General features: G+C 60.1%; 24 protein-coding genes and 1 tRNA gene. 11 read left to right on the forward strand and 14 right to left on the reverse strand.

What is annotated here, in order from left to right:
- Window positions 1-47 precede the first annotated feature (47 nt).
- From BM438_RS26665 to BM438_RS26675, 3 genes are all read left to right on the forward strand, one after another.
- Window positions 48-956 (forward strand): aldose epimerase family protein, encoded by a 909-nt coding sequence (locus tag BM438_RS26665; RefSeq protein ID WP_093640297.1) that lies wholly within the window; start codon window positions 48-50, stop codon window positions 954-956.
- Window positions 957-1139: 183 nt separating this feature from the next.
- Window positions 1140-1865: a peptidoglycan DD-metalloendopeptidase family protein gene (locus BM438_RS26670; protein ID WP_093640300.1), complete on the forward strand. Its 726-nt coding sequence runs from the start codon at window positions 1140-1142 to the stop codon at window positions 1863-1865.
- A 126-nt stretch (window positions 1866-1991) separates the two neighbouring features.
- Window positions 1992-2318, forward strand: coding sequence for a hypothetical protein (locus BM438_RS26675; protein WP_093640302.1), 327 nt, complete (start codon window positions 1992-1994; stop codon window positions 2316-2318).
- A gap of 742 nt (window positions 2319-3060) precedes the next feature.
- Here BM438_RS26675 and BM438_RS26680 read toward each other — a convergent pair.
- Window positions 3061-3789 (reverse strand): pentapeptide repeat-containing protein, encoded by a 729-nt coding sequence (locus BM438_RS26680; RefSeq protein WP_093640305.1) that lies wholly within the window; start codon window positions 3787-3789, stop codon window positions 3061-3063.
- Between the two features lie 111 nt (window positions 3790-3900).
- Between BM438_RS26680 and BM438_RS26685 the strand changes: the two genes are divergently transcribed.
- Window positions 3901-4209 carry a DUF2288 domain-containing protein gene (locus BM438_RS26685; protein WP_093640308.1) on the forward strand — a complete coding sequence of 103 codons (309 nt, stop codon included), beginning with the start codon at window positions 3901-3903 and terminating at the stop codon, window positions 4207-4209.
- Window positions 4210-4301: 92 nt separating this feature from the next.
- Window positions 4302-5594 carry an MATE family efflux transporter gene (locus BM438_RS26690; protein ID WP_244179463.1) on the forward strand — a complete coding sequence of 431 codons (1293 nt, stop codon included), beginning with the start codon at window positions 4302-4304 and terminating at the stop codon, window positions 5592-5594.
- 173 nt (window positions 5595-5767) lie between these two features.
- On the opposite strand, the gene BM438_RS45615 is transcribed toward BM438_RS26690, so the two are convergent.
- A complete protein-coding gene (locus BM438_RS45615) occupies window positions 5768-5929 on the reverse strand; it encodes a hypothetical protein (protein ID WP_166618273.1) in 162 nt (53 codons plus the stop codon).
- Window positions 5930-6092: 163 nt separating this feature from the next.
- Between BM438_RS45615 and BM438_RS45620 the strand changes: the two genes are divergently transcribed.
- The 3 genes from BM438_RS45620 to BM438_RS26700 all read left to right on the forward strand — a co-directional run bounded on the left by BM438_RS45620 (window position 6093) and on the right by BM438_RS26700 (window position 7345).
- Window positions 6093-6266 carry a hypothetical protein gene (locus BM438_RS45620; RefSeq protein ID WP_166618274.1) on the forward strand — a complete coding sequence of 58 codons (174 nt, stop codon included), beginning with the start codon at window positions 6093-6095 and terminating at the stop codon, window positions 6264-6266.
- A gap of 97 nt (window positions 6267-6363) precedes the next feature.
- Window positions 6364-6440, forward strand: a tRNA-Pro gene (locus tag BM438_RS26695).
- Between the two features lie 95 nt (window positions 6441-6535).
- Window positions 6536-7345 (forward strand): AbiJ-NTD4 domain-containing protein, encoded by an 810-nt coding sequence (locus tag BM438_RS26700; protein WP_093640314.1) that lies wholly within the window; start codon window positions 6536-6538, stop codon window positions 7343-7345.
- Window positions 7346-7399: 54 nt separating this feature from the next.
- Here BM438_RS26700 and BM438_RS26705 read toward each other — a convergent pair whose 3' ends face one another.
- From BM438_RS26705 to BM438_RS26720, 4 genes are all read right to left on the reverse strand, one after another.
- Complete coding sequence (locus BM438_RS26705; protein WP_093640317.1) at window positions 7400-7888, reverse strand: DUF6650 family protein; 489 nt, start codon at window positions 7886-7888, stop codon at window positions 7400-7402.
- Between the two features lie 286 nt (window positions 7889-8174).
- A complete protein-coding gene (locus BM438_RS26710; RefSeq protein ID WP_093640320.1) occupies window positions 8175-8381 on the reverse strand; it encodes a hypothetical protein in 207 nt (68 codons plus the stop codon).
- Window positions 8378-8788, reverse strand: a complete 411-nt coding sequence (locus BM438_RS26715; protein ID WP_208620708.1) for a hypothetical protein — start codon at window positions 8786-8788, stop codon at window positions 8378-8380. Before BM438_RS26715 ends, BM438_RS26710 begins: the two co-directional genes overlap by 4 nt.
- Before the next feature lie 174 nt (window positions 8789-8962).
- Window positions 8963-9385: a hypothetical protein gene (locus BM438_RS26720; protein ID WP_143131756.1), complete on the reverse strand. Its 423-nt coding sequence runs from the start codon at window positions 9383-9385 to the stop codon at window positions 8963-8965.
- An 82-nt stretch (window positions 9386-9467) separates the two neighbouring features.
- Between BM438_RS26720 and BM438_RS44965 the strand changes: the two genes are divergently transcribed.
- Window positions 9468-10082: a hypothetical protein gene (locus BM438_RS44965; protein ID WP_143131757.1), complete on the forward strand. Its 615-nt coding sequence runs from the start codon at window positions 9468-9470 to the stop codon at window positions 10080-10082.
- A gap of 32 nt (window positions 10083-10114) precedes the next feature.
- On the opposite strand, the gene BM438_RS26730 is transcribed toward BM438_RS44965, so the two are convergent.
- The 8 genes from BM438_RS26730 to BM438_RS26760 all read right to left on the reverse strand — a co-directional run bounded on the left by BM438_RS26730 (window position 10115) and on the right by BM438_RS26760 (window position 17409).
- The gene (locus BM438_RS26730; protein ID WP_143131758.1) at window positions 10115-10420 is read right to left on the reverse strand and encodes a hypothetical protein; all 306 of its coding nucleotides are present in this window, start codon (window positions 10418-10420) and stop codon (window positions 10115-10117) included.
- Between the two features lie 59 nt (window positions 10421-10479).
- The gene (locus tag BM438_RS26735; RefSeq protein ID WP_093640331.1) at window positions 10480-11352 is read right to left on the reverse strand and encodes a hypothetical protein; all 873 of its coding nucleotides are present in this window, start codon (window positions 11350-11352) and stop codon (window positions 10480-10482) included.
- A gap of 531 nt (window positions 11353-11883) precedes the next feature.
- Window positions 11884-14277, reverse strand: coding sequence for a phage/plasmid primase, P4 family (locus BM438_RS26740; RefSeq protein WP_167378463.1), 2394 nt, complete (start codon window positions 14275-14277; stop codon window positions 11884-11886).
- A gap of 5 nt (window positions 14278-14282) precedes the next feature.
- A complete protein-coding gene (locus BM438_RS45625; protein ID WP_167378464.1) occupies window positions 14283-14579 on the reverse strand; it encodes a hypothetical protein in 297 nt (98 codons plus the stop codon).
- 203 nt (window positions 14580-14782) lie between these two features.
- Window positions 14783-15007 (reverse strand): hypothetical protein, encoded by a 225-nt coding sequence (locus BM438_RS26745; protein WP_093640337.1) that lies wholly within the window; start codon window positions 15005-15007, stop codon window positions 14783-14785.
- Between the two features lie 11 nt (window positions 15008-15018).
- The gene (locus tag BM438_RS26750; RefSeq protein ID WP_093640340.1) at window positions 15019-15243 is read right to left on the reverse strand and encodes a helix-turn-helix domain-containing protein; all 225 of its coding nucleotides are present in this window, start codon (window positions 15241-15243) and stop codon (window positions 15019-15021) included.
- A 133-nt stretch (window positions 15244-15376) separates the two neighbouring features.
- A complete protein-coding gene (locus BM438_RS26755) occupies window positions 15377-16069 on the reverse strand; it encodes a hypothetical protein (RefSeq protein WP_093640342.1) in 693 nt (230 codons plus the stop codon).
- Window positions 16066-17409: a tyrosine-type recombinase/integrase gene (locus BM438_RS26760; RefSeq protein ID WP_093640345.1), complete on the reverse strand. Its 1344-nt coding sequence runs from the start codon at window positions 17407-17409 to the stop codon at window positions 16066-16068. The genes BM438_RS26755 and BM438_RS26760 overlap by 4 nt, the downstream gene beginning before the upstream one ends.
- 390 nt (window positions 17410-17799) lie before the next feature.
- Between BM438_RS26760 and sixA the strand changes: the two genes are divergently transcribed.
- Together sixA and BM438_RS26775 are read left to right on the forward strand one after the other, a co-directional pair.
- On the forward strand, window positions 17800-18258 hold the full coding sequence (sixA, locus tag BM438_RS26770) for a phosphohistidine phosphatase SixA (RefSeq protein WP_093640348.1): 459 nt from the start codon (window positions 17800-17802) through the stop codon (window positions 18256-18258).
- Window positions 18259-18495: 237 nt separating this feature from the next.
- Window positions 18496-19308, forward strand: coding sequence for a GNAT family N-acetyltransferase (locus BM438_RS26775; RefSeq protein ID WP_054036277.1), 813 nt, complete (start codon window positions 18496-18498; stop codon window positions 19306-19308).
- The last annotated feature ends 28 nt before the right edge of the window (window positions 19309-19336 follow it).

The following is a 19336-nucleotide window of genomic DNA, read 5'->3' on the forward strand; positions in this document are numbered from 1 at the left end:
CTCACGCTTGAACCGCACCCAACCTTTTCTCAACCAGCCCATCGACCATGCCCCTCTCCCCACAACAGGACATTCTCGAGATCGCCCAGGACGCCTCCGTGCTCCGTTTCTCGCCGCAAGCCGGCGGCCGTCTTTTGTCGTGGATCATCGACGGCGAGGAGGTCATTCATTGGCCGGAGAACGCCGACTGGAGCCAGCCTGCCAGGATTCGCGGCGGCAACCCGTTGCTGTTTCCGTTTCTGGGCCGGCATCGCGTCGACGGCAAGATCGGCTTCTGGCGTGACGCACAAGGCACGGTGCGCGAATTGCCAATGCATGGTTTCGCACGCGACCTGCCCTTCGAAGCCCACGCCGACGTAAACGGCGCCGGTTTGCGCATGACGCTCGCCGACAGCGACGCGACGCGTAGCGGCTACCCATTCGGCTTCCGTTTCGAAGCGACATACCGGCTCGTCGATACGCATACGCTTGAAGTTACGCTGAGCACCGCCAATACCGGCGACACGCGGCTGCCCTACTACGCCGGCCATCACTTCTATTTCACGCTGCCGCACACGCAGCGCGCCGAGACCTCGCTGGAACTGCCGCCCACCGAACGGTGCTACCAGCAGAGCGACGGCTCGATCAGCACGACCGAGCCGGGCGCGGCCCGCTACACGCTCGACGAGGCGCGGATTCTCGACCGCTTCCATTGCCTCGTCGATGTGCCGAACCAACCGGTGCGACTCGTCGCGCCGGGACTGAACCGGGTCATCACGATCGATCTGCAACGGCCGGATTCGGTGCCCTGGTACGCGGTCACGACGTGGACCGAAGCCGCTGAGTCAGACTTTTACTGCGTCGAGCCGTGGCTGGGTCTGCCGGATGCGATCCACAACGGCCTGGGACTGCGCTGGCTCGAACCGGGACAAACCGAGGCAGCCGTACTCCGTATCAACGTCAGCAAGCTGCGCTGATGGCAGGTTTTCCACTCGTCGCGACGTAACGGGTTACGCGGCTTTTCGCCGCGTTCCCGCCTTGTTCGCCCGCCTCGACATCCGTTTTTCGGATGCTGCAGCGCAAAACCGTTAGAATCGGACGCTTTGCATCTACCTGCCGCGTGATCGGGATCGGCGCGTGGCAGCGCTTTGCGAGGTCCAATGCTTAACACAACAAGAATGAAACGGCTCGCCTGCGCGTCTTTGCTGGCGGTGCTTGCCGCCTGCGGGTCCGCTCCGGTGGGGCCAGGCTTTTACCGCGTCGAACGGGGCGATACGCTGTCGAAGATCGCGCGCAGCAGCCGGCAACCGGTGCAAAACATCGTGCGCTGGAACAACCTGACCAACCCGGACAGCATCGAGGTCGGACAGGTGCTGCGTGTCGCGCCGCCGGGCAATGTGGCGTCCACAGGTGGCGCCGCGGGTGGTGCAACGCGTAGCAGCGGTGCAGGAAGCGCGAGCGCTTCGGCTGCTCCACGGCCGGCGCCGGCCGATAGCGCGCCGTCGTCGGCACCGGCTCCGTCGATCTCGCTGATTTGGCCCGCTGACGGCACGGTGATCCGGCGCTTCGACGGCTCCAATTCGAAGGGCATCGATATTTCGGCGGCGGCGGGCACCCCGGTGGTTGCCGCGGCGTCCGGCACGGTGGTCTATGCGGGTAACGGCTTGCGCGGTTACGGCAATCTGCTGATCCTCAAACACAACGCCGACTATCTGACGGCCTACGCGCATAACCGCGTGCTGCTGGTGAAGGAAGGCCAGTCGGTTGCCCGCGGCGATAAGATCGCCGAAATGGGCGACACCGACACCGATCGTGTCATGCTGCACTTCGAACTGCGCTATCAGGGCCGCTCGATCGACCCGGCGCGGGCACTGCCGGCGCGCTAGCCGCCCGGCTTCGGGCACGCGCCCTGCAACAGCAGTCAAGGGAACCGCGCGTGCTATAAAACGCCCAATCCTATGCATGACGCGGCTAACGCCGCGTCTTCCCCTGTTATCTGTAAGGAATTTGCAATGAAGAGCGCACTGGCGTCTTTAACAACGGCCGCGGCGATCGGCCTCGGCCTGCTGACGCTCGGCAGCCTCGGCGGCTGTTCCAGCACCACCACCATGACTTACCTGCCGAGCGGCGATACGGGCTTTGCGATCAACTGCAGCGGCAGTGACGCGAGCTCCAGTTGGGCCGAGTGCTACAAACGCGCGGGTGAGGTCTGCGGCAACTACGGCTACGACGTCGTTTCGAAGGACGTCGACAACGGCGCGACCTCGGGCGGCTCGGTCGGCGGAATTTTCGGTGCGAACGTCAAGAACCGGTCGATGGTGGTTCGCTGCAAGCAGTAGAAAGCAAACCGGTAACGCAATAACGCAGGCGCCAAGGCCGCTCGATCTGGCGGCGGCGCCAGCGGCCAGAGCGCGGATTGACGCGTGCGGCGAATGCGAACAGCCCGCCGAGCGCAATTGGCCAGAGAAAAAAAAGCCCGGCACGAGGCCGGGCTAACGGGGGTTCGGCGCATATCGGCAAAGGACCGGTTCACCATGCGCCAGAAGGAAATCTAACAACCCCCTTTTACAAGCGCAATCTATTAATTTCGCGGGTAATGTGACGCGGCGTACGGAGTCCGCATTACGTGAAGAGAAAATGTCGGAAATAAGCGAGGTAAATAGCCTTGCCGGCCCCGTATGAAACCTCATAAAAGCGGCAAGTCAAAGTCGCGCGCGTGGTTCGCGAGGCCTTATAAATCAAGCACCTACCACCCGCCACCAGAAAAGCCTGACGAAAGCCGGTGGGTCGATTCCCGTGAGCCCCGCCCAGCATGATCCGGACGCTTTATGTATTGCGAACCTTTAGTGCGCCAACGCACCATACCGGTGTATTAGCGATTATTGAGAGACGCTAATAAGCAATCGCGTTTCCTCATAACAAATTCGCGAATAGCGAATACATTAAAAATCTTCAAATCCGCCGACAAATTGCGAACTTGAAAATCGACCACTGTTAATGAATCAAAGATTGGATGATATGCACAGGTCCTGATTCGTTCAAGCTGGCCGAATGGCTAAAATCGGCCAGCTTGCAGCGCAATCACATCACTCTCAGGCCCAGTTCGGTCACGAGCACCGCCGCCTGCTGATGCGAAATCGTCGCGCCCTTGAACAGTGCCGCATCGACGAGCCGCACGCCGCTCAGATCCGCCTCGCGCAGGTCCGCGCCGTCAAAGCGCGCGCCTTTCAGATGGGCATCCTTCAAGCTGCCGCCGTCGAAGATCGCCTCGCGGAAATCGACGCCGGCCAGATCGGCGTCGGAGAAATCGAGTTGCTGGAGAGTGGCCTTGCGAAACGACAAGCCGCGCAAATGCGCGCCCACCAGCAAGGTCTCGACAAAGCTCAAGCCGAGCGCCGTACAGGCTTCGAAATTGGCGCCCGTCAGCTTGCAGCTGTGGAACGACGCCGAGGCAAGCTTGGTGCGCCGCCAGCTGGTGTTGTTCAGATCGCTCGACTGGAACGCCGCATCGACCAGATCGGCTGACGCGAAATCCGCCTGGCGGCCGCGGCAACGAACCCAGCGCGTGTGCGACAGCGTCGCGCCGAAAAACGACGTTTCGACGATCGTACAGCGATGAAACTCAGCGCCGCGCAGATCGAGTCGCGACAGATCGGCGCCTTCGAAATCGCAGTCGGTGAAATGGAGCGGCTCTCTATTGCCCGCCAGGCTCTCAGCAATGAGGCGCTCCACATCGGTACGCGTGAGTGTGGCGTCGGCCACCACATGAGCTTGCGCGCTCGCAGCGCGCGCCGTTGAATCCAGTGACATGAAGGTTCAGAATGAATTTTGGCGAAAGACCTCAAGCGTACCGGAACGCGCGCCGCCCTGGCGATCCGCGCCGATGGTTTATAGTAACGGCCCCGTCAGAACCCGCTCACGATGACTTCCAACGACGCCACCCATAGCCCGCTGTACGCCCAGCTGCTCGCCGAAACCGCCAAAATCGGCTGGACCGAACTCGAACGCTTTTTCGCGCGCGGCATGCTGCTGCGCGTCGCACGCGACCTCGATCTGGTGAGCGTCGCCGAAGCCATCGCCAGCGACGACACCACGCAGGTCACGCAATGGCTGTCTTCCGGCCTCGTCGAACGCGTGCAGGCGGAGACCGCCGCCGATTTCGCCGCGCGCGATCCCGACCTCTGGGCAGTAGTCGTCTCGCCATGGGTGTGCGTGCAGGAACGTAATTGAGCGACCCCGCGCACGCCCCGAAGGAAGTCCCCTCGGGGAGCGGTGCGAGCGCGACGGCTCCCGCCGTCCCGGTGCACTGGCACCGCCGGGTGATGACGCTGGCGTTTCCCATCGTCCTCGCCAATCTCACCCAGCCGATTCTCGGCGCAGTCGACACCGCCGTCGCCGGCCATCTGGACGGTGCGTCCTATCTCGGCGGCGTCGCGCTTGGCGGCCTGTTCTTCAACTTCGTGTTCTGGGGCTTCGGCTTCCTGCGCATGGGCACCACCGGCCTCGTCGCGCAGGCGCACGGCGCGAGAGACCAAGCCGAGCTGCGCAATAACGTCGTACGTGCATTGTTGCTGGCGGCGGCGATCGGCGCTGCGGTGCTTCTGCTGCAAGCGCCGTTGATCGATTACGCATTGCGCGTGATCGGCGGCAGCGACGCGGTGCAGCGCCACGCGCAAATCTACTGCCACGCGCGTATCTGGGCCGCGCCGCTCGCGCTCGGCAACTACGTAGTGCTCGGCTGGCTGCTCGGTACGCAGCAGGTGCGGCTTGCGCTGCTGTCGCAAGTGTTCATCAACAGTGTGAACATCGCGGCGGTGCTGTTGTACGTGTACGTATTCGATTGGGGCGTGGCCGGCATCGGCGCGGCCACGGCCACCGCCGACGCGCTCGGCTTCGTGCTCGGCGCCGCGTTGTTGTGGCACGGCCGACCGCGCGGTTTGCCTGCGCTAAACCGCGCCGCCCTCTTCGACGCTGCCGCCCTCAAGCGCCTCGTGGTGTTGAATCGCGATATCTTCGTGCGCACGCTCTGCCTGCTGTCGTCGTTCGGCTGGTTCGCGCATCTCGGCGCGAAGCAAGGTGACGCCACGCTCGCCGCCAACGCGCTGCTGCTCAACTTTCAGACCTTCATGGCGTATGGCCTCGACGGCTTCGCTCACGCGGCGGAGGCGCTGGTAGGCGCTGCGATCGGCGCGCGCGACCGGCACGCTTTCGCGCAGGCCATCAAGGTGACGGCACTGTGGTCCGCGCTCGGCGCGCTGGGCTTCTCGCTGGTGTACTGGGGCGCGGGCTCATGGATCATCGAAGGTCTGACCAATCAGGCCCTTGTGCGCACCACGGCCGAAACTTATCTGCCATGGGCCTCGCTCTTGCCGGTGATTTCAGTGTGGGGCTTTCTGCTCGACGGCGTGTTCATCGGCGCGACGCGCACGCATGAGCTGATGACGTCGATGGTGGTCTCGTTCGCGGTGTTCGTGGCGGCCTCGTGGGCCTTGCTGGCGCTGTACGACAACCACGGTTTGTGGGCCGCGATGCTGATCTTCATGGCCGCGCGCGGTGTGACGCTCGCGCGCTTTTTGCCGGGTGTCATGCGGGGCATGGCGGTGGCGGCGGTCTGAACGACAACGCCGCACACGCAGCACATCGTTACGGCTTGAAACAAGCGCACACATATCACGCGTGCGCGTCGCCTAGAATGATTGCAGCCCGCGCCGTTCGCGCGAATTCTCTGCGCGGGTCAGAAGCGCCGACGTGCCCGCGCCGGTGCTTCGCTTTCATTCCCTACAAGCGCTCAGGGCGCGGGCGCCATGACGGGCGGACGGTCGTCGGTAGGCACACCGTGATAGTCGACAGGATCTTTCGGCGGCGGGCCACCATGGTGGCCGGAAGGATCGTTGGCACAGCCGGCGAGCCCGGCGGCCAGCATCAAGACAATCAACAAAACGCGGTTCATAGACTCTCGAAACAGAATGACAATAACGGCAACGAAGCGCCGAGAGTCTACCTGCAATTCGCATTCGACGATGTCGCGGCAGGCCGCGTCACCCTGCTACCCCTGCCATTTTGTTACGCGTGTCCTACTATAGAGGCACGGCTGCGTGTCATAGGAGACTGCCATGGACGCTGAATCGATCGCAGGTCTGATCGGACTTGCAATAGGCCTGCTCGTGCTGCTCGCACTGTCGATTTTCGAATCGAGAACCTACCGGCGCGAACATGACGGCGAAGGCATGCTGCATCACTGGATCACGCACCAGCACATGCCGCACTGGATGCGTCGCCGGCATTGAACAGATAAACCGGCGCGCCACACTGGCACCTTTTTTCACCCCGACGCAATTCGTGATTGACTCTGGCACCCAATGCCACGTAGAATCTCGGATACGTCGGAGCGTAGCGCAGCCTGGTAGCGCATCTGATTTGGGATCAGAGGGTCGAAGGTTCGAATCCTTTCGCTCCGACCAGTACCAGTAAGGGTTTGAGGCCATTCGGTCTCAAACCCTTTTTCGTTGGGGTAACGCGGGGGTAACTTCCGCGACCACTACCGGGGTGACGGACAATGCGTTTCAGCGAAAGACACGGGCTTGTGAAGACGCCGGAAGCACTACGCCCGGAAGCAATGCCGGACGAGTTGCGAAACACCCTCTGGAACGCGATAGGCTCCATTATTGATTTGGGCCGTGACCCTAACCCCCTCACGGAATGCTACTGGCGCGACCACCTCAAGAAGCCGGTCGATTCTCGCCCCCCTACGCCAACGGCGTGGCATATGTTCAAGGCTGACTTTCTTGCTGCGGACTACGCCGGGGTTTACGATCGCGTCGAATTTATCCTCGACCACATTGACGATATGTGGGTGCCAATTCACGGGAAACGGGTTGGGAAACTCACCAAGGCGATCAATTGGGCTCTTGAGCGAGAATTAGCCGCTTACCGCCTAGTGAATGGGCTAATCGTCCCCGTGACCTCACAGCAAGAAGTTGACGCGCTCGACGAGGCGCTCTCCCTGACTGGGCCGTTTTCCGGCGCGCAGACGCACATTGCATCCGCGTTGACCCATCTGAGTAACCGCCAGCATCCCGATCTTCGCAACTCGATCAAAGAGTCAATTTCTGCGGTAGAAGCGGCGGCATCTGTGGTCGCCGGGAAGCCTGGCGCAACTCTAGGGGCGGCGCTCGCTACTCTAGAGAAAGAACGAAAACTCCATGGCTCGCTCAAAGCGGCCTTCTCTGCTTTGTACGGCTATACGAGCGATGCAAATGGCATCCGCCACGCGCTGATGGACGAGCCTGACCTCACTGCGGCAGACGCCAAATTCTTTTTACTAACGTGTTCGTCGTTCGTTAATTATTTGAAGTCGCTTAGCTAGGGGAGCCTTAAGACGAGGACAACTCCCTAATCGGGCAGAGCGAGGCATTTGTCCTCACTCGTCCTCTGCCGCAGCGGGAATGATCGTCGCCAGTTCGTCCTCTATATCAAGACCATGCTTTGCCGCAAGCAACGCGATGTGGATGCCGAAGACGCCGCGTAGCTCGCCTACTGCTCCGTTGAATATCCAACTAGCGTAATGACCGCGCTCCGCACCATAGATGACAGGCGCACGGTCATTGGCGTTCACCGTTGTTAAGAATTTTCGACAGGCGGCACGCATCGCCTGGAGACTGGTCGCAATCTCTGCTGCGGAGTTGAGATTTCCGAGTTCGAAAGTCAGAAACTCCCGGATGCGCAATATCGACTCCACGCAGTGCGATGGCACTTCCATTTCGGATGGCACGTAGAGCACGCGGCGATCCTCTAGGAACGTCAAAACACGGCGAGCCACCGCACGCTCGGTTTCAGTAGGGTTCCACTGGATGCCGAAGACCGGTACGCTAAACCCCGTGATACGAGACACAATCTCCATAAAACGCATGATTGCCCCATGATCGAACCATCGATCTGACTTTCGATAGGAAACCCGCGTGCAGCGGCGCTCAAATGTTGATAGCTATTGTGCCTGTCTGATATTTCGGCGGCGCAGCCGAGGCTGAAGCGTAGTGCGCGGCGGATATCCAAGACCGCCCCCCCCCCCCGCGACCATGACCTTGCCGGTTCTCATTTTGGTCCTCGCCGATTTACGTTGTATTTGCTGGCGATAGTACCTGAGCGCGTCATGGATGCGGCGCATGCGCTGGGATCAATTGCACACGTCTGAGACTTCAGCGCCGAGCGCGGCGGCTTGGGTCTGCGCCCAATTCCTTGAGGCGGTTCCGCAATCGCTGGTTGTCTGCGAACAAGCCTGCAAACGCAAGCACGAACAGCAGCAGATAGAACCATTGGCCGCTATAGTGAATGAGCCCCCACGCAGCACCGGCGCAAGCCGCAGCGGCCAGCAGGAGTGCCACCTTGTCTAGTAGCCACTTCATGCCGCCACCCGTTGGCGGCTCGCCAGAAACGCATAGTTGTGACGCGATGGTCTATCTATCATGACTTCGGGGTGGCGCTGGATAAATGCCAGCATCGTATCTGGTATCACCATTCCCAACCGCGCCGCGCCTATCCGCGCCGTAGCAGCGGCAGAAGTAGTCGTACACTTCATGGCTGCGTTGGCGGCAACAATTAGTGAGCCAATGCACGCACCCACATAGAACGATGCAGACAATGCGCCGACCACCGATAGCACTTCCAGCGCGGTAGTGGCGCCGATCAGTTCCGCGACGGTTGCGCTCGGCCCTAGTGTCTTGAGCGCACCTAGCATCGTGGCGACATTGGACGCCGCCGCCTGGATACTCCCGAACAGACTTGAGGGAGCGGGCAGACCGAGCGCGCTCATATTTTGTTGGAACGCCTTCCCAAAATCACCACAAACTGCGGCCATAGCGTGCGTACCGTGCTCAACGAAGGAGTATCGATTTTAACTGAGAAATCGGTTATTAATCCGCCCTAGCAAGCCTCGGAATTAATCGATGCGCCTTGCATGACTGGCTCCCATTGCAACTAATTGCAATCAGGCGGACTTGGCAGGCTTGCCGATCAGCGTTGTTCCATCGTATCGGACCAGCCGATAGCGAACGCGCTTGCCCCTGTCCAGTTCTAACACCACCGGCCAGCCATCTAACTCTCGCGTGGCGATGTTATCGGGGCGACTCCAATAAAGATCAATTCCTGACGCGGCCATTTGTTTCGCGAACCCTGACTTATCCAGCCAATCACGGTCCACTGACTTCTCCTGTTCTTCCCATTGGAGGGCGTCCTTGAGGTCTTTGGCAAACTCGTAAGCAATGCCTAGCCATTCGATCATATAGTTCTCCGTTGAATCGTTGGGTGTCCCCTCAAAATATAGCGGCAATGCAATCAAATTATGTCGCAAACAACGTATCAGTTCTTCAGATGTCGCGCCCGCGTACCGGCGCTTGCGGTCGAGCGCCATTTGGATGAATATCTCTTGGCGCGAGCGTATACATAAAACAGAATGCGGAGAAGGCGCGCGTCTCTGCTACTTCGGGGGCGTCATGACCAATATAAATCTCTTAGCCAGAATGGCTGCAATGCTTACCTTTGGCCTTGCGTCATTTGCAGCATGTGCCGAACCTGCACTGACCGTCTTTGGTATCGCAATCGGACAACCGGTCACCATGCCGGAATGTCCTCATGTAGGACTTAGCGTGCAAGCACTGCCGACCGGACCTTGCTACCACTTGAATGACGGCAAGACTGGCCCAATCACTGCCGCTGCCCAAGGCGCGGAAATTCTTTTCGCACCGGGAAACCTCCCAGCCCTATCCCGAGGATCAAGCGTTGGCGCAATGCTCCTAGACGAGAAGATTGAAATGCTGACGATCTGGACATCCGGTAACGAGCACAAAGATGCAGACCTGCAATCGCTAACCGAAAAATTCGGTCGGCCTCAGAGCCTAGAAAATGTGCCATGGCAAAACGGATACGGCGCGCACTTCGAAAGCGTGGAAGCAGTCTGGACGCTTACCGGGGGAGCGAAGGTGTATTACGGAAGTGCTGACTCAGACTTGGATCATGGGTCAGTGAGCGTGCGCTCGAAGATCGGAGACGAACACATGCAGGATGAATATCATCGTCTTACGAGCGATGCGGGGAATACGAAACTGTAAAGGCGATGTGGCGGCATTGCGCCGCCCCCTCTCTATCGAACACCGTAGAATAGCCACCCTTTCACGTTGGTGTGATAGCTCGTCTGCGCGCCGCTGTACGTCCACGAGATTGTGCTTCCCGAGATAGTGAATGTCGGGAGCGCAGTGTCTCCCGAGATGTGATACAGCACGCCCTCCTGCTGAAACGACACGAACGGCTCGCCCTGAGTCAAATTCGGATCGTAGATGCTCCCGGCAGTCCCGTCGATGTGAAGTGAGCCCAGCACACGCGACAGGCGCGACGTGAAGTCCACCGTGAGTCGCCCCTGCCCGTCGAAGCACTGCATTCCTGCTGGCATCGAATTCTCCTTGATCGATCGATAGTGAATGAGGCGGCGCATGGCCGCCCCGGCTCTCATCAGTTAATCCGCCGTCCGTCTGCCGTGAACACGCCCGCATGCATATACCGACGATCACGCGAGTCGGTCGGCTCACTCTCGATCAAACGTGGCCCTTGCGGCACGGTGCGCGCTAAGTGTGTGGGACCTGTCGGAATGCTCCGAGAGGCGAAGGGCTTGGAGACGTCCAGTCCCGACGAAGCAAGGCGCTCCAACTCTGTGTCACGGCGGCGCAAGGCGGCAGCGTCTTTCTCAAAGTGCCGCGCAAGGTCCGAGAACGCGCTGCCCTTGAACATGTCTTCCATCCTTCCCGCCGTCTCGCTCTGCTTGTCGCCTCTGCACTGTAGACGGTCCGCCACCATCTCATCGTTCGATGCAGCGAGCGCCGCATGGCAGGCGTACCGAAGTGCGCCCTCTGCCAGAAGCCGCTCCTGTGCTGCGATAGCTCGCTTGGCCGTCGCCACCTTCGCATTGATCTCCGTGACCTCCGCAGCATGGCGAGCACACGCCGCTGCACGCTTCTCCTCGAACGCAGGCTCAGCCTCTTTTGCCGCCTCAAGTTTCGCCTGATATGCGGCAAGGTCGGCCTCGGCCTGGCTAATCGCCTTGTCGAGCTTCGTCGTGACCGGCTTGCGGCCGTCCGCGTGTGCCGTGCCGATCTCAACAGTCCGTGCCGCTCTAAGGTCACACATCATGGCTTCCAGCCGCTCGCCCTCTTCGGCGGGAATGGGTGCAGGCGCCGCCGCTACCAGCGCCTTCGTGAGCGCGGCCTTGGCCTTTCTGCCGCGTTCGGTCAGAGTGTCAATCTCGCTACGCCACTTCGCCACAGCCGCATTCACGCTGGTCCGCAGTGCCTTCAGTTCGTCAAACGTCATGGTCGTGCTGTCTTTCATGCTGCTCTCCGTTATGGCCGCAATGCGACCGTTGATAAACCAATCCGCGATTCGGAAGTAACTTCTATCGCGTAGTCCGTTAGTGCCGCAGTTCGGAAGTACTTCCAACGCTCAATCCGTTGCTGCCGCATTTCGGAAGTAACTTCCAACGCCGCTTACTTCGTTAGTTCCGCAGTGCCTGAGTGCCTTGAGGTCTCATCATGTATGTAGGAGTCCTATTAGGTGTGAACGGGTCCCATCTGGCAGGTTTGCTTAGGTCGGGAGGTCGGGGAGCCCCGCTGCCGCACAATTTCTCAATCGCGCTATGCCACCTTTGTTCGATATCTGTCGAACTTCCGCCGCCCTCATCGCGCTATTGGAAGTTACTTCCAACGTGCATTTCTGAGTTCGAAGGTGCTGAAAGGCGAAAAACGGTGTCAATCGGGGGCGATTGGGGCGATCTTTAGCCCTTTTCCCATAAACTCTCTCCGTGTGTGCGAATGGAAGGGGTTTAGGGAAAATGGCCCTAAGATCGCCCCAATCGCCCCCGAATCACACACTATCGCCCCTCGAAACGCGCAGTCTCAGCCCCTCGAAGTACCGAGTTCCGTGACTCTTCACCACATCGAACCCCCGTTCCGCCATCTGCCGCGCAAACACCTTCCGCGAGGGATATCGGACGCCTTGGGCGATCAGCCAGCCCTTGTACCCTTCGTAAGCCTCACCGATGGCCGCACGCTCGCTCCAATCCTGCTCACAGCACTCGTCGACCCATTCCCCTAGCATGTCCGTATCGGCCCGGTAAGCGGCCGTCTCGGCGGCAATCACGGCGGGAATGCGTAAGCCGCCCCCGCGCTGCCAGTCGATACAGCCGTCTACAACCCATCGGAGAATCCCATCGCGCTCAGCATCGAGAATCCTTCTATCGAGGTCCGGTATGCGCTCGTCTATCGCGAATTGCCGCTTGAAGGCAATCAACACGATTCGCCGCCACATGCCATCGCCCGCATCCAGAATTCCGGGCTTATGGTTGCCGCGAATCCATGTCGCGTGTGTCGGCATGAAGTCGATCACTTCGCCATACAACGGTCGAGCCGAGATGGGCTCCCGAGAGGTAATGTCTTTCACTCGCCGGTCGTCCCACACATCGCCCGATCCAACTTCGTTCGCCAACACCAGCCGCGCCTTGAAGAGCTTCATCTTGTGTCGGTCGCCTTCATTGTTTTCACTTCGAGCGATCAACTCAGGTCCTACGGTTTGAGCGTAGTCACCGAACACGGCGTGAATGATGTTTGCGAAAACGCTTTTCCCGTTCGCTCCGTGACCGTACATAAAGAACAGCACTTCCTCATCCACCAGTCCCGTAAGGGTGTAACCCAGCGCCCTCTGAATGAAGGAGATAACTTCGAGGTCCCTGTTGAAAATGTCCATCAGGAACTCCCTCCACATCGGACACTCGGCGGATGGGTCGAACGTTGCCGCTACCTGCTTTGTAATCAGCATCGCCGGATCGGCATCCACTAGCGTCGCCGTTCGAAGATTGATAACGCCGTTGCGCACACCCGCCAGCCATGGGTCCGCATCGAGCATCCCCGGATTCGGGACTCCCATCCCCGGCTCGCTGGCCGCCAGGCTCACCATAGCGTCGAGGCGTCGCGCGTTATTCAGTACCGTGAGCGCTTGCTGAAGCCTTCGCCGCTCCCCGTCACTGGGGTTCTTTGCACACTCGCCTGCTGCCTCCTCGAACAGTGCCGTCGCTACGCTCTTCGCGAGATGTATCGCTTCGCCACCTTCGCACCAGACCCAGCGCACGCCTTTCCACAGCAGCCACTTTTTGACGGCCCAGCAATATTTCAACAGTCCGCGATATGCCCTCGCAAACCGCCTTCCGTTCGAAGTATCGCCACCTGTATCGGGGCCGTTGGTGTTGGAAGTAACTTCCTTTCGCTCTTCCTTCCATCCATGCTTTTGCGCGAGATGGAAGATGGTTGCGATGGTGACGCCGCCCGGCCTGCTAGTGAAGCCGTTCCACGTCTGCTCCTGATCGCTGTCATCATATTTGGAAGACGTTTGCGCCCACTCGTCCCACAACTCCCGGCCATCCTCACCAAAGTCCTCTTTGAGTGCCGCACCAACGTTTCGCCACGTCTCCCGATCATCGGGCGGGATTGCCTTCAATGCGCCAGTGACTCTCTCAAAATCGCGCTCCGACACTTCGCCGCGCCACATATTTAGCGCACGCGTCATCTCGGGCATATCGTCTTCGAGGTCATCGGATACGGCGGCCTGCACTACCCTTAACCTCGGACCTGTGGCGCACCACTCGGGCAGGTCATCAAGCATGCATCGTGCGTCGATACCCTTGCCATCTGCCCATGCATAGCGCTTGCCGGACGCATGACGGGAGGGCGGGAGAACAACGTATTTGTCTCCCCGCTGAAGGTCGATGCCGTCTGCCAGCTTGGCGGGAAGGTGAGCGTTTGCGGGAGCGCGAAAGTAGAGATGGTTACCACCGCCGCCCGTCAGCGCCTCCATCTCCGCCGCTATCGGACCATGCTCGCGCTGTAGTTGCGCAAAACTCTCATTGCCACCGTTGCGCGGGTCGATGTCGATAACTGCCATGCCGGATTTGCCAACGTGACATGCGATGTTTGCGTACGGGTGTTTGCGGAACCATTGGTGGATCGTGTCGCCATCGCGCGTCGCTTTGTGCTGCCAGTCGTCGATAAGCGGATGCTTGCCGGGTGTGCGACATTTCACACCTTTGCCGCATGTGCATTCGCCATCGCTTCCGATAGAGTTGACCGGAAACACAGACAGCCCCTCGGCGGCATACAGCAAAGCCGCTTGAAGCATCGTGCTATCCTGTCCTCTCTTCATCGTCATATCTTTGGGCCGCCCTGTCTGTCCCTCGGCGGCCCGTTCTTTTTGTGTGGTCTGAGTCATTGCAGTTAGTCCCCGGATACCCTCAACGCCTTGATTAATCGCGCTACGTCCGTTCGTCTGTAACGCACCATGCGGCCGAACTGGATGCATTCGAGCGGCGGCGATTCCTGTGACTCCCATTGCTCCACTGGCGCGATGTATTTAGCCACTTCCGCCTCATCAATGAGACGCTGTGTCTCGCGCTGCGTCGCTAATGATGGATCGGGCATTCTGGCGTTACGCTTTCTGCGGCACCCCTTGCATCCGCACCCCTCTACATGCCCCTCGCGCGGAATGCGAAACATCTTCTTGGGATCATGCATTTTTGCCTCCCGCTGCTCTGTACGTTTCGAGGGAGAAATCGGGATCAAGATGGCCGTTCATGAGATCGCGCACCATGCGCTTACCGTGCCGCCACTTACTGCCCCTTCTCTTCCTGAAGCCTCGCTTTCTTAGGCATCGCATACACTCGCACGCGTCACGATGCTCTTTGCGCAGAGTGCGAACATTTTTTTGGTCGAGGTCATCACGCATTTCTGCTCTCCCTCGCCTCATCGCATGCGCGGGCGAACTCATCAGGATCAATTCGGGCATTCAGGAAACCGTGATGCCTCAACGTGACGCTGATAGCGCGAGCCAGCAGACGAACATCAATCTCTCTATCACCGATGTTCTTCACCGCCTGCCGCGCAAAGTCGCCAATGAGTATCTGCATCCCTTCGGGCGGGATTGCTTGCAATCGAATAGCCATTGCCGCCTCCCTTACAGGTCGGAGACGGTGTTGGATGCGATGAACGCCTCAATGTCGCTCATGCGATAGCGGACCAAGCGGCCCACCTTCACGTAGGGGAGTGGATAGCGCTTCGTCGCGCGCCAGTTAGCGAGGGTGTTCACGGACGTGCCCAGCAGTGCGGCGGCTTTCACGTCATCAACCAACTCGCGGATACTCGGCGCATGCGCGGACGTTGCTTGCTCGGTCTTTTTCATGGTCCATACCTCTTTAGGGATTCCCGCATTGCGCCGGGTGCGCTGCGGTATGGACCAACTTTGCCTATCTCCGATTCGACCGTAGTCCGGCTACGGTCTGAGGCCTAGCAATGGCGGGGGGTTGCGGGAAAGACTACGGTCGGAAGAAAGAATTGGACTGCGGTAGTTCGTGATCCGCCCTATCAAAAAAATGATGGAAGTTACTTCGAATCAACTTTAGCGCCGTGTCACGCGAGGTATATCCCTGCTTCACAAGCCACCCAGCAACGGCAACGGGGTCCCATTTACCTCGTTCGTCGCGTGCAGCGCGAAGGTTTGTGCGACGCTTCGAATCAGCGAGGGTGTTGGCGAGCCACTCTCTATCCTTACCGCCCGCTAAATTGCCTCCGAACGCGCTTGCTATCGTGGCCGTTGAAACACCGTCCACTGACTCGGCGGGCGGCGCAACATCGCTACTGGCGACTGGCCTGTCAAAAAGCTTATATCCGGGGTAGCGATGCCGCTTGAAGAAGGCGATCCACTCAGTTGGCGTCGATTGATCGGTCATCCTGTCACGCCGCGCCTCCAATCGAACGCGCTCAAGTGTCGCGGGTGTTACGCCGTCATACTCCATCCCCTCTTCCTCATAAAGCATGGCCTCGTCAAAGTCGAACTTAGGCAGTGGCGCGTCCGTATCCAGCACTCTCCAAGCGAGCTTGATAGCGTCATCAATCAGCCAAATAGGCCTAGTGAGCCACCCCGCAATGCGGCCCGCTTGATCTTCCGCATATCGTTCCTCAGCAGTAGCCCGAGCGTCCGTCATCCAGTCGTATCCGTTATCGCTCATTGCTGGCTCCGTCGTTTGAAGGGGAGCACGTCCCCGGCATCGCCTACGGCCGCCATCATTGCGGACGTGGCGCGGGTAACACTCTCCCGCACTGGATCAAGGTTCAGCCGCGCATAGATCGCCGTTGCGGTGACCGTGCGATGGTTCAGGCTCTTACCGATCACTGCGAGGCTGGCTCCCGCCGCCGCCTGCCAGCTTCCCAGCGTGCGCCGCAAATCGTGGATACGAAGGTCCGGAATGCGTGCGCCATCCGTCCGGATGCCCAGCGTTTCAGCCTGCTGCCGCGCACGCGCCAGGCCGCTCGTAACGCTCTCGCCGTCCTTCTGTTCGAACGTTGCGCCGCTCTCCTGTATCCGCGCCACTAGTTGCGTGAGTTCGTCGCGATCAAAGATGCGCCGCCATGCGCTTTTCGGCTCAACGATATGACCGTGCTTGCCTTCGCCCGGAAACACATAATCCTCGTCTGCCTCTGCCGCCTCATAACGATCAGCAAGGATTTGCAGCGCCTCGGGGGACAGCGCCACCGTCTGCGGGTCGTCATTCTTCGTGCGCTCAATCCGCCACTCGGCGCGCTCCAAGGAAACGTCTACCCATCGCATACTTGCCACGTTGCTACGGCGTGCGCCGGTCAGCAGTGCCACTAGAAAGAAGTCCCGCATGACAGCGTTCGGCTCTTCCGCCAGTGACGCAAAGAACCTAGGCAACTCATCGGACTGGATGAACCGATCACGCGAGCGCTCCTTATTGCGCTTGATGCCGGTCGCCGGATTCGCCTCGGCGTACTCCCACTCGATTGCCTTGCCGAACACACTAGAAATGAGCGCCAGCACGCGATTGGCCGTAGTGGCATGGCCGCCCTTCGTGATTTCCTCATGAATGGCCCGAATGTCACGCCGCTCAACCTTCGATAGTTTTTTCCCACCAATCGGCGCGCGCAGATAGTCCTCAAACCGTTGCACGTCTTCGCGCCATGTCCGCTTGCTGCCTTCGGCATGCCGCCGTCTGTACTCCTCGAACATCTGCGCAAACGTCAATTCGCCCTTGATCGCTCGCCGCACCTCGGCCGGGTTGTCGCCTGCTGCCACCGTCGATAGGATGTCCGTCGCCTTGCGGCGCGCTTGCTCAATAGTTAGGTCCGGGAACCGGCCCAGCGTGAAGCGCTCCAACTTACCGCCCTTGATGCGCTTCAGCACGCAGAAGGATTTGATACCTGTCGGGGTGACGCGCAGAAGCAGGCCATTGACGCTGCCCCGGCCGCCGCCGTCCGCATACTCGGCCCGCGTCGCTGGGGTCGGTAATGCGCCGACGCTTTCTTTCGTGAAGTTGATTGTTTGAGCCATGCTCGCCTCGCCGGGGTAACGCTGGGGTAACAGCGGGGTAACTTTTTAGCGGTATTTCACGGTGCTTTTAAGTTACCCCGAGTGCCTCATTGTACCAGCAAAGCGTTGATAGACATGGCTTCAAGTAAAATCAGGTATCAGAGGGTATTATGCGGACTTCGGATTTGGGATCAGAGGGTCGAAGGTTCGAATCCTTTCGCTCCGACCACGAAAAGCAATACGAAACCCGCGTAGCCTTCGGCTTCGCGGGTTTTTGCTTTTTGGGCGTCCAGAACTTCATGTGAACGCTTCCCACGCGCCATCGCCTTGCGCCCTCACAAGCTCGCATGCGACAGTGATTGAAAACCCGGCGCTGTTATCCACGCCGCAACCAGAGTCAAGGAGACACACATGAATCTGATCCTCTGGCGTCACGCCGAAGCCGAAGATTTCGCCGCTAGCGATCTCGCCCGCGCACTCACCACGCGGGGCCGCAAACAGGCGCAAAACGTCGCCAAATGGCTGCGCACCCGTCTGCCCGACGACGCGGTGGTCCTCGCGAGTCCTGCGGTGCGCACCATCCAGACCGCGGAAACTTTGAGCGACCAGTATCGCGTGGTGCGCGAACTCGCGCCTAACGCCAGTGCAGAAGATGTGCTCGAGGCCGCCGGCTGGTCAAAAGGCATCGCACCGACTGTCGTGATCGTCGGCCATCAACCGACGCTCGGCCACGTGGCGGCACGTTTGCTCGGCAACAGCGGGGCGAGTTGGCCATTGAAGAAAGCCGGCCTGTGGTGGATCGAAAGCCGTGAGCGCGACGGCGACGACCAGGCCGTGCTGCGCGCGGCGATGAGCCCCGATCTGATCTGAGCTGAACTGAGGCGATCAGCTCACGCAACCTGGCACTCAAAGAGGCCCTGTTGCGCCCGCCACTCCCACCGGTCGCGCGGAAACAACACATGACCTGCCCTACCCACGACATTACAAGCCGCGCGCACGCAGCTTACGGGCAGTCATCCAATCGTCACAGCTTTGCCATGCGAGCGTCACCAGGCGTTACTACATTGGCGAAAAAAGAAATCTCCCTTTTTTCGACCAGGACGCCACATGCGAGAACTGCCGACGCCCACCCTGCCCCTGGCTTCGATCTTCGAAACGCGCCGCCTGCCGCGCGCCGAAGAGACAGTCACCGCCCAGCATCGCCTGCAAGTGACGTGGGCACGCACCGACGAGCAACTGCGCGAAGCCCAGCGTCTGCGCTACCGTGTATTCGCCGATGAAATGGGCGCCCGTCTGACGGGTCCGGCCGGCCTCGACGTCGATGTGTTCGATTCGTACTGCGATCACCTGCTGGTGCGCGATCTCGACACGCTGAAGGTGGTCGGCACTTATCGCGCGCTGCCGCCGCACCAGGCCGCCCGTATCGGCCGCCTGTATGCCGAAAGCGAATTCGACGTGTCACGTCTCACGCACCTGCGCGCCAAGATGGTCGAAGTGGGCCGCTCGTGCGTGCACCCTGACTATCGCAGCGGCTCGGTGATCATGTCGTTGTGGGCAGGGCTCGCCGCGTACATGAAGCACAACGGCTACGAGACGATGCTCGGCTGCGCGAGCGTCGCGATGGTCGACGGCGGCCACTACGCGGCGAATCTTTACTGCTCGCTGCGCGACAACGCGATGACGGCGCCGGAATATCGCGCGTTCCCGCACACGCCGCTGCCGGTGGAAGAATTGCAAACGGGCGCCGACGTCGCGCCGCCGCCGCTGGTGAAGGGCTATCTGCGCCTCGGCGCGAAGATTTGCGGCGCACCGGCCTGGGATCCTGACTTCAACACGGCCGACTTTCTGACGCTGTTGCGTCTGACGGATATCAACGCGCGTTATGCGCGGCACTTCCTCGGCGACGCAACACCGCGCTGAATTGAACTGAGTGGCACACGCGAGCCGC

This window comes from Paraburkholderia aspalathi, from assembly GCF_900116445.1.
Classification (GTDB): domain Bacteria; phylum Pseudomonadota; class Gammaproteobacteria; order Burkholderiales; family Burkholderiaceae; genus Paraburkholderia; species Paraburkholderia aspalathi.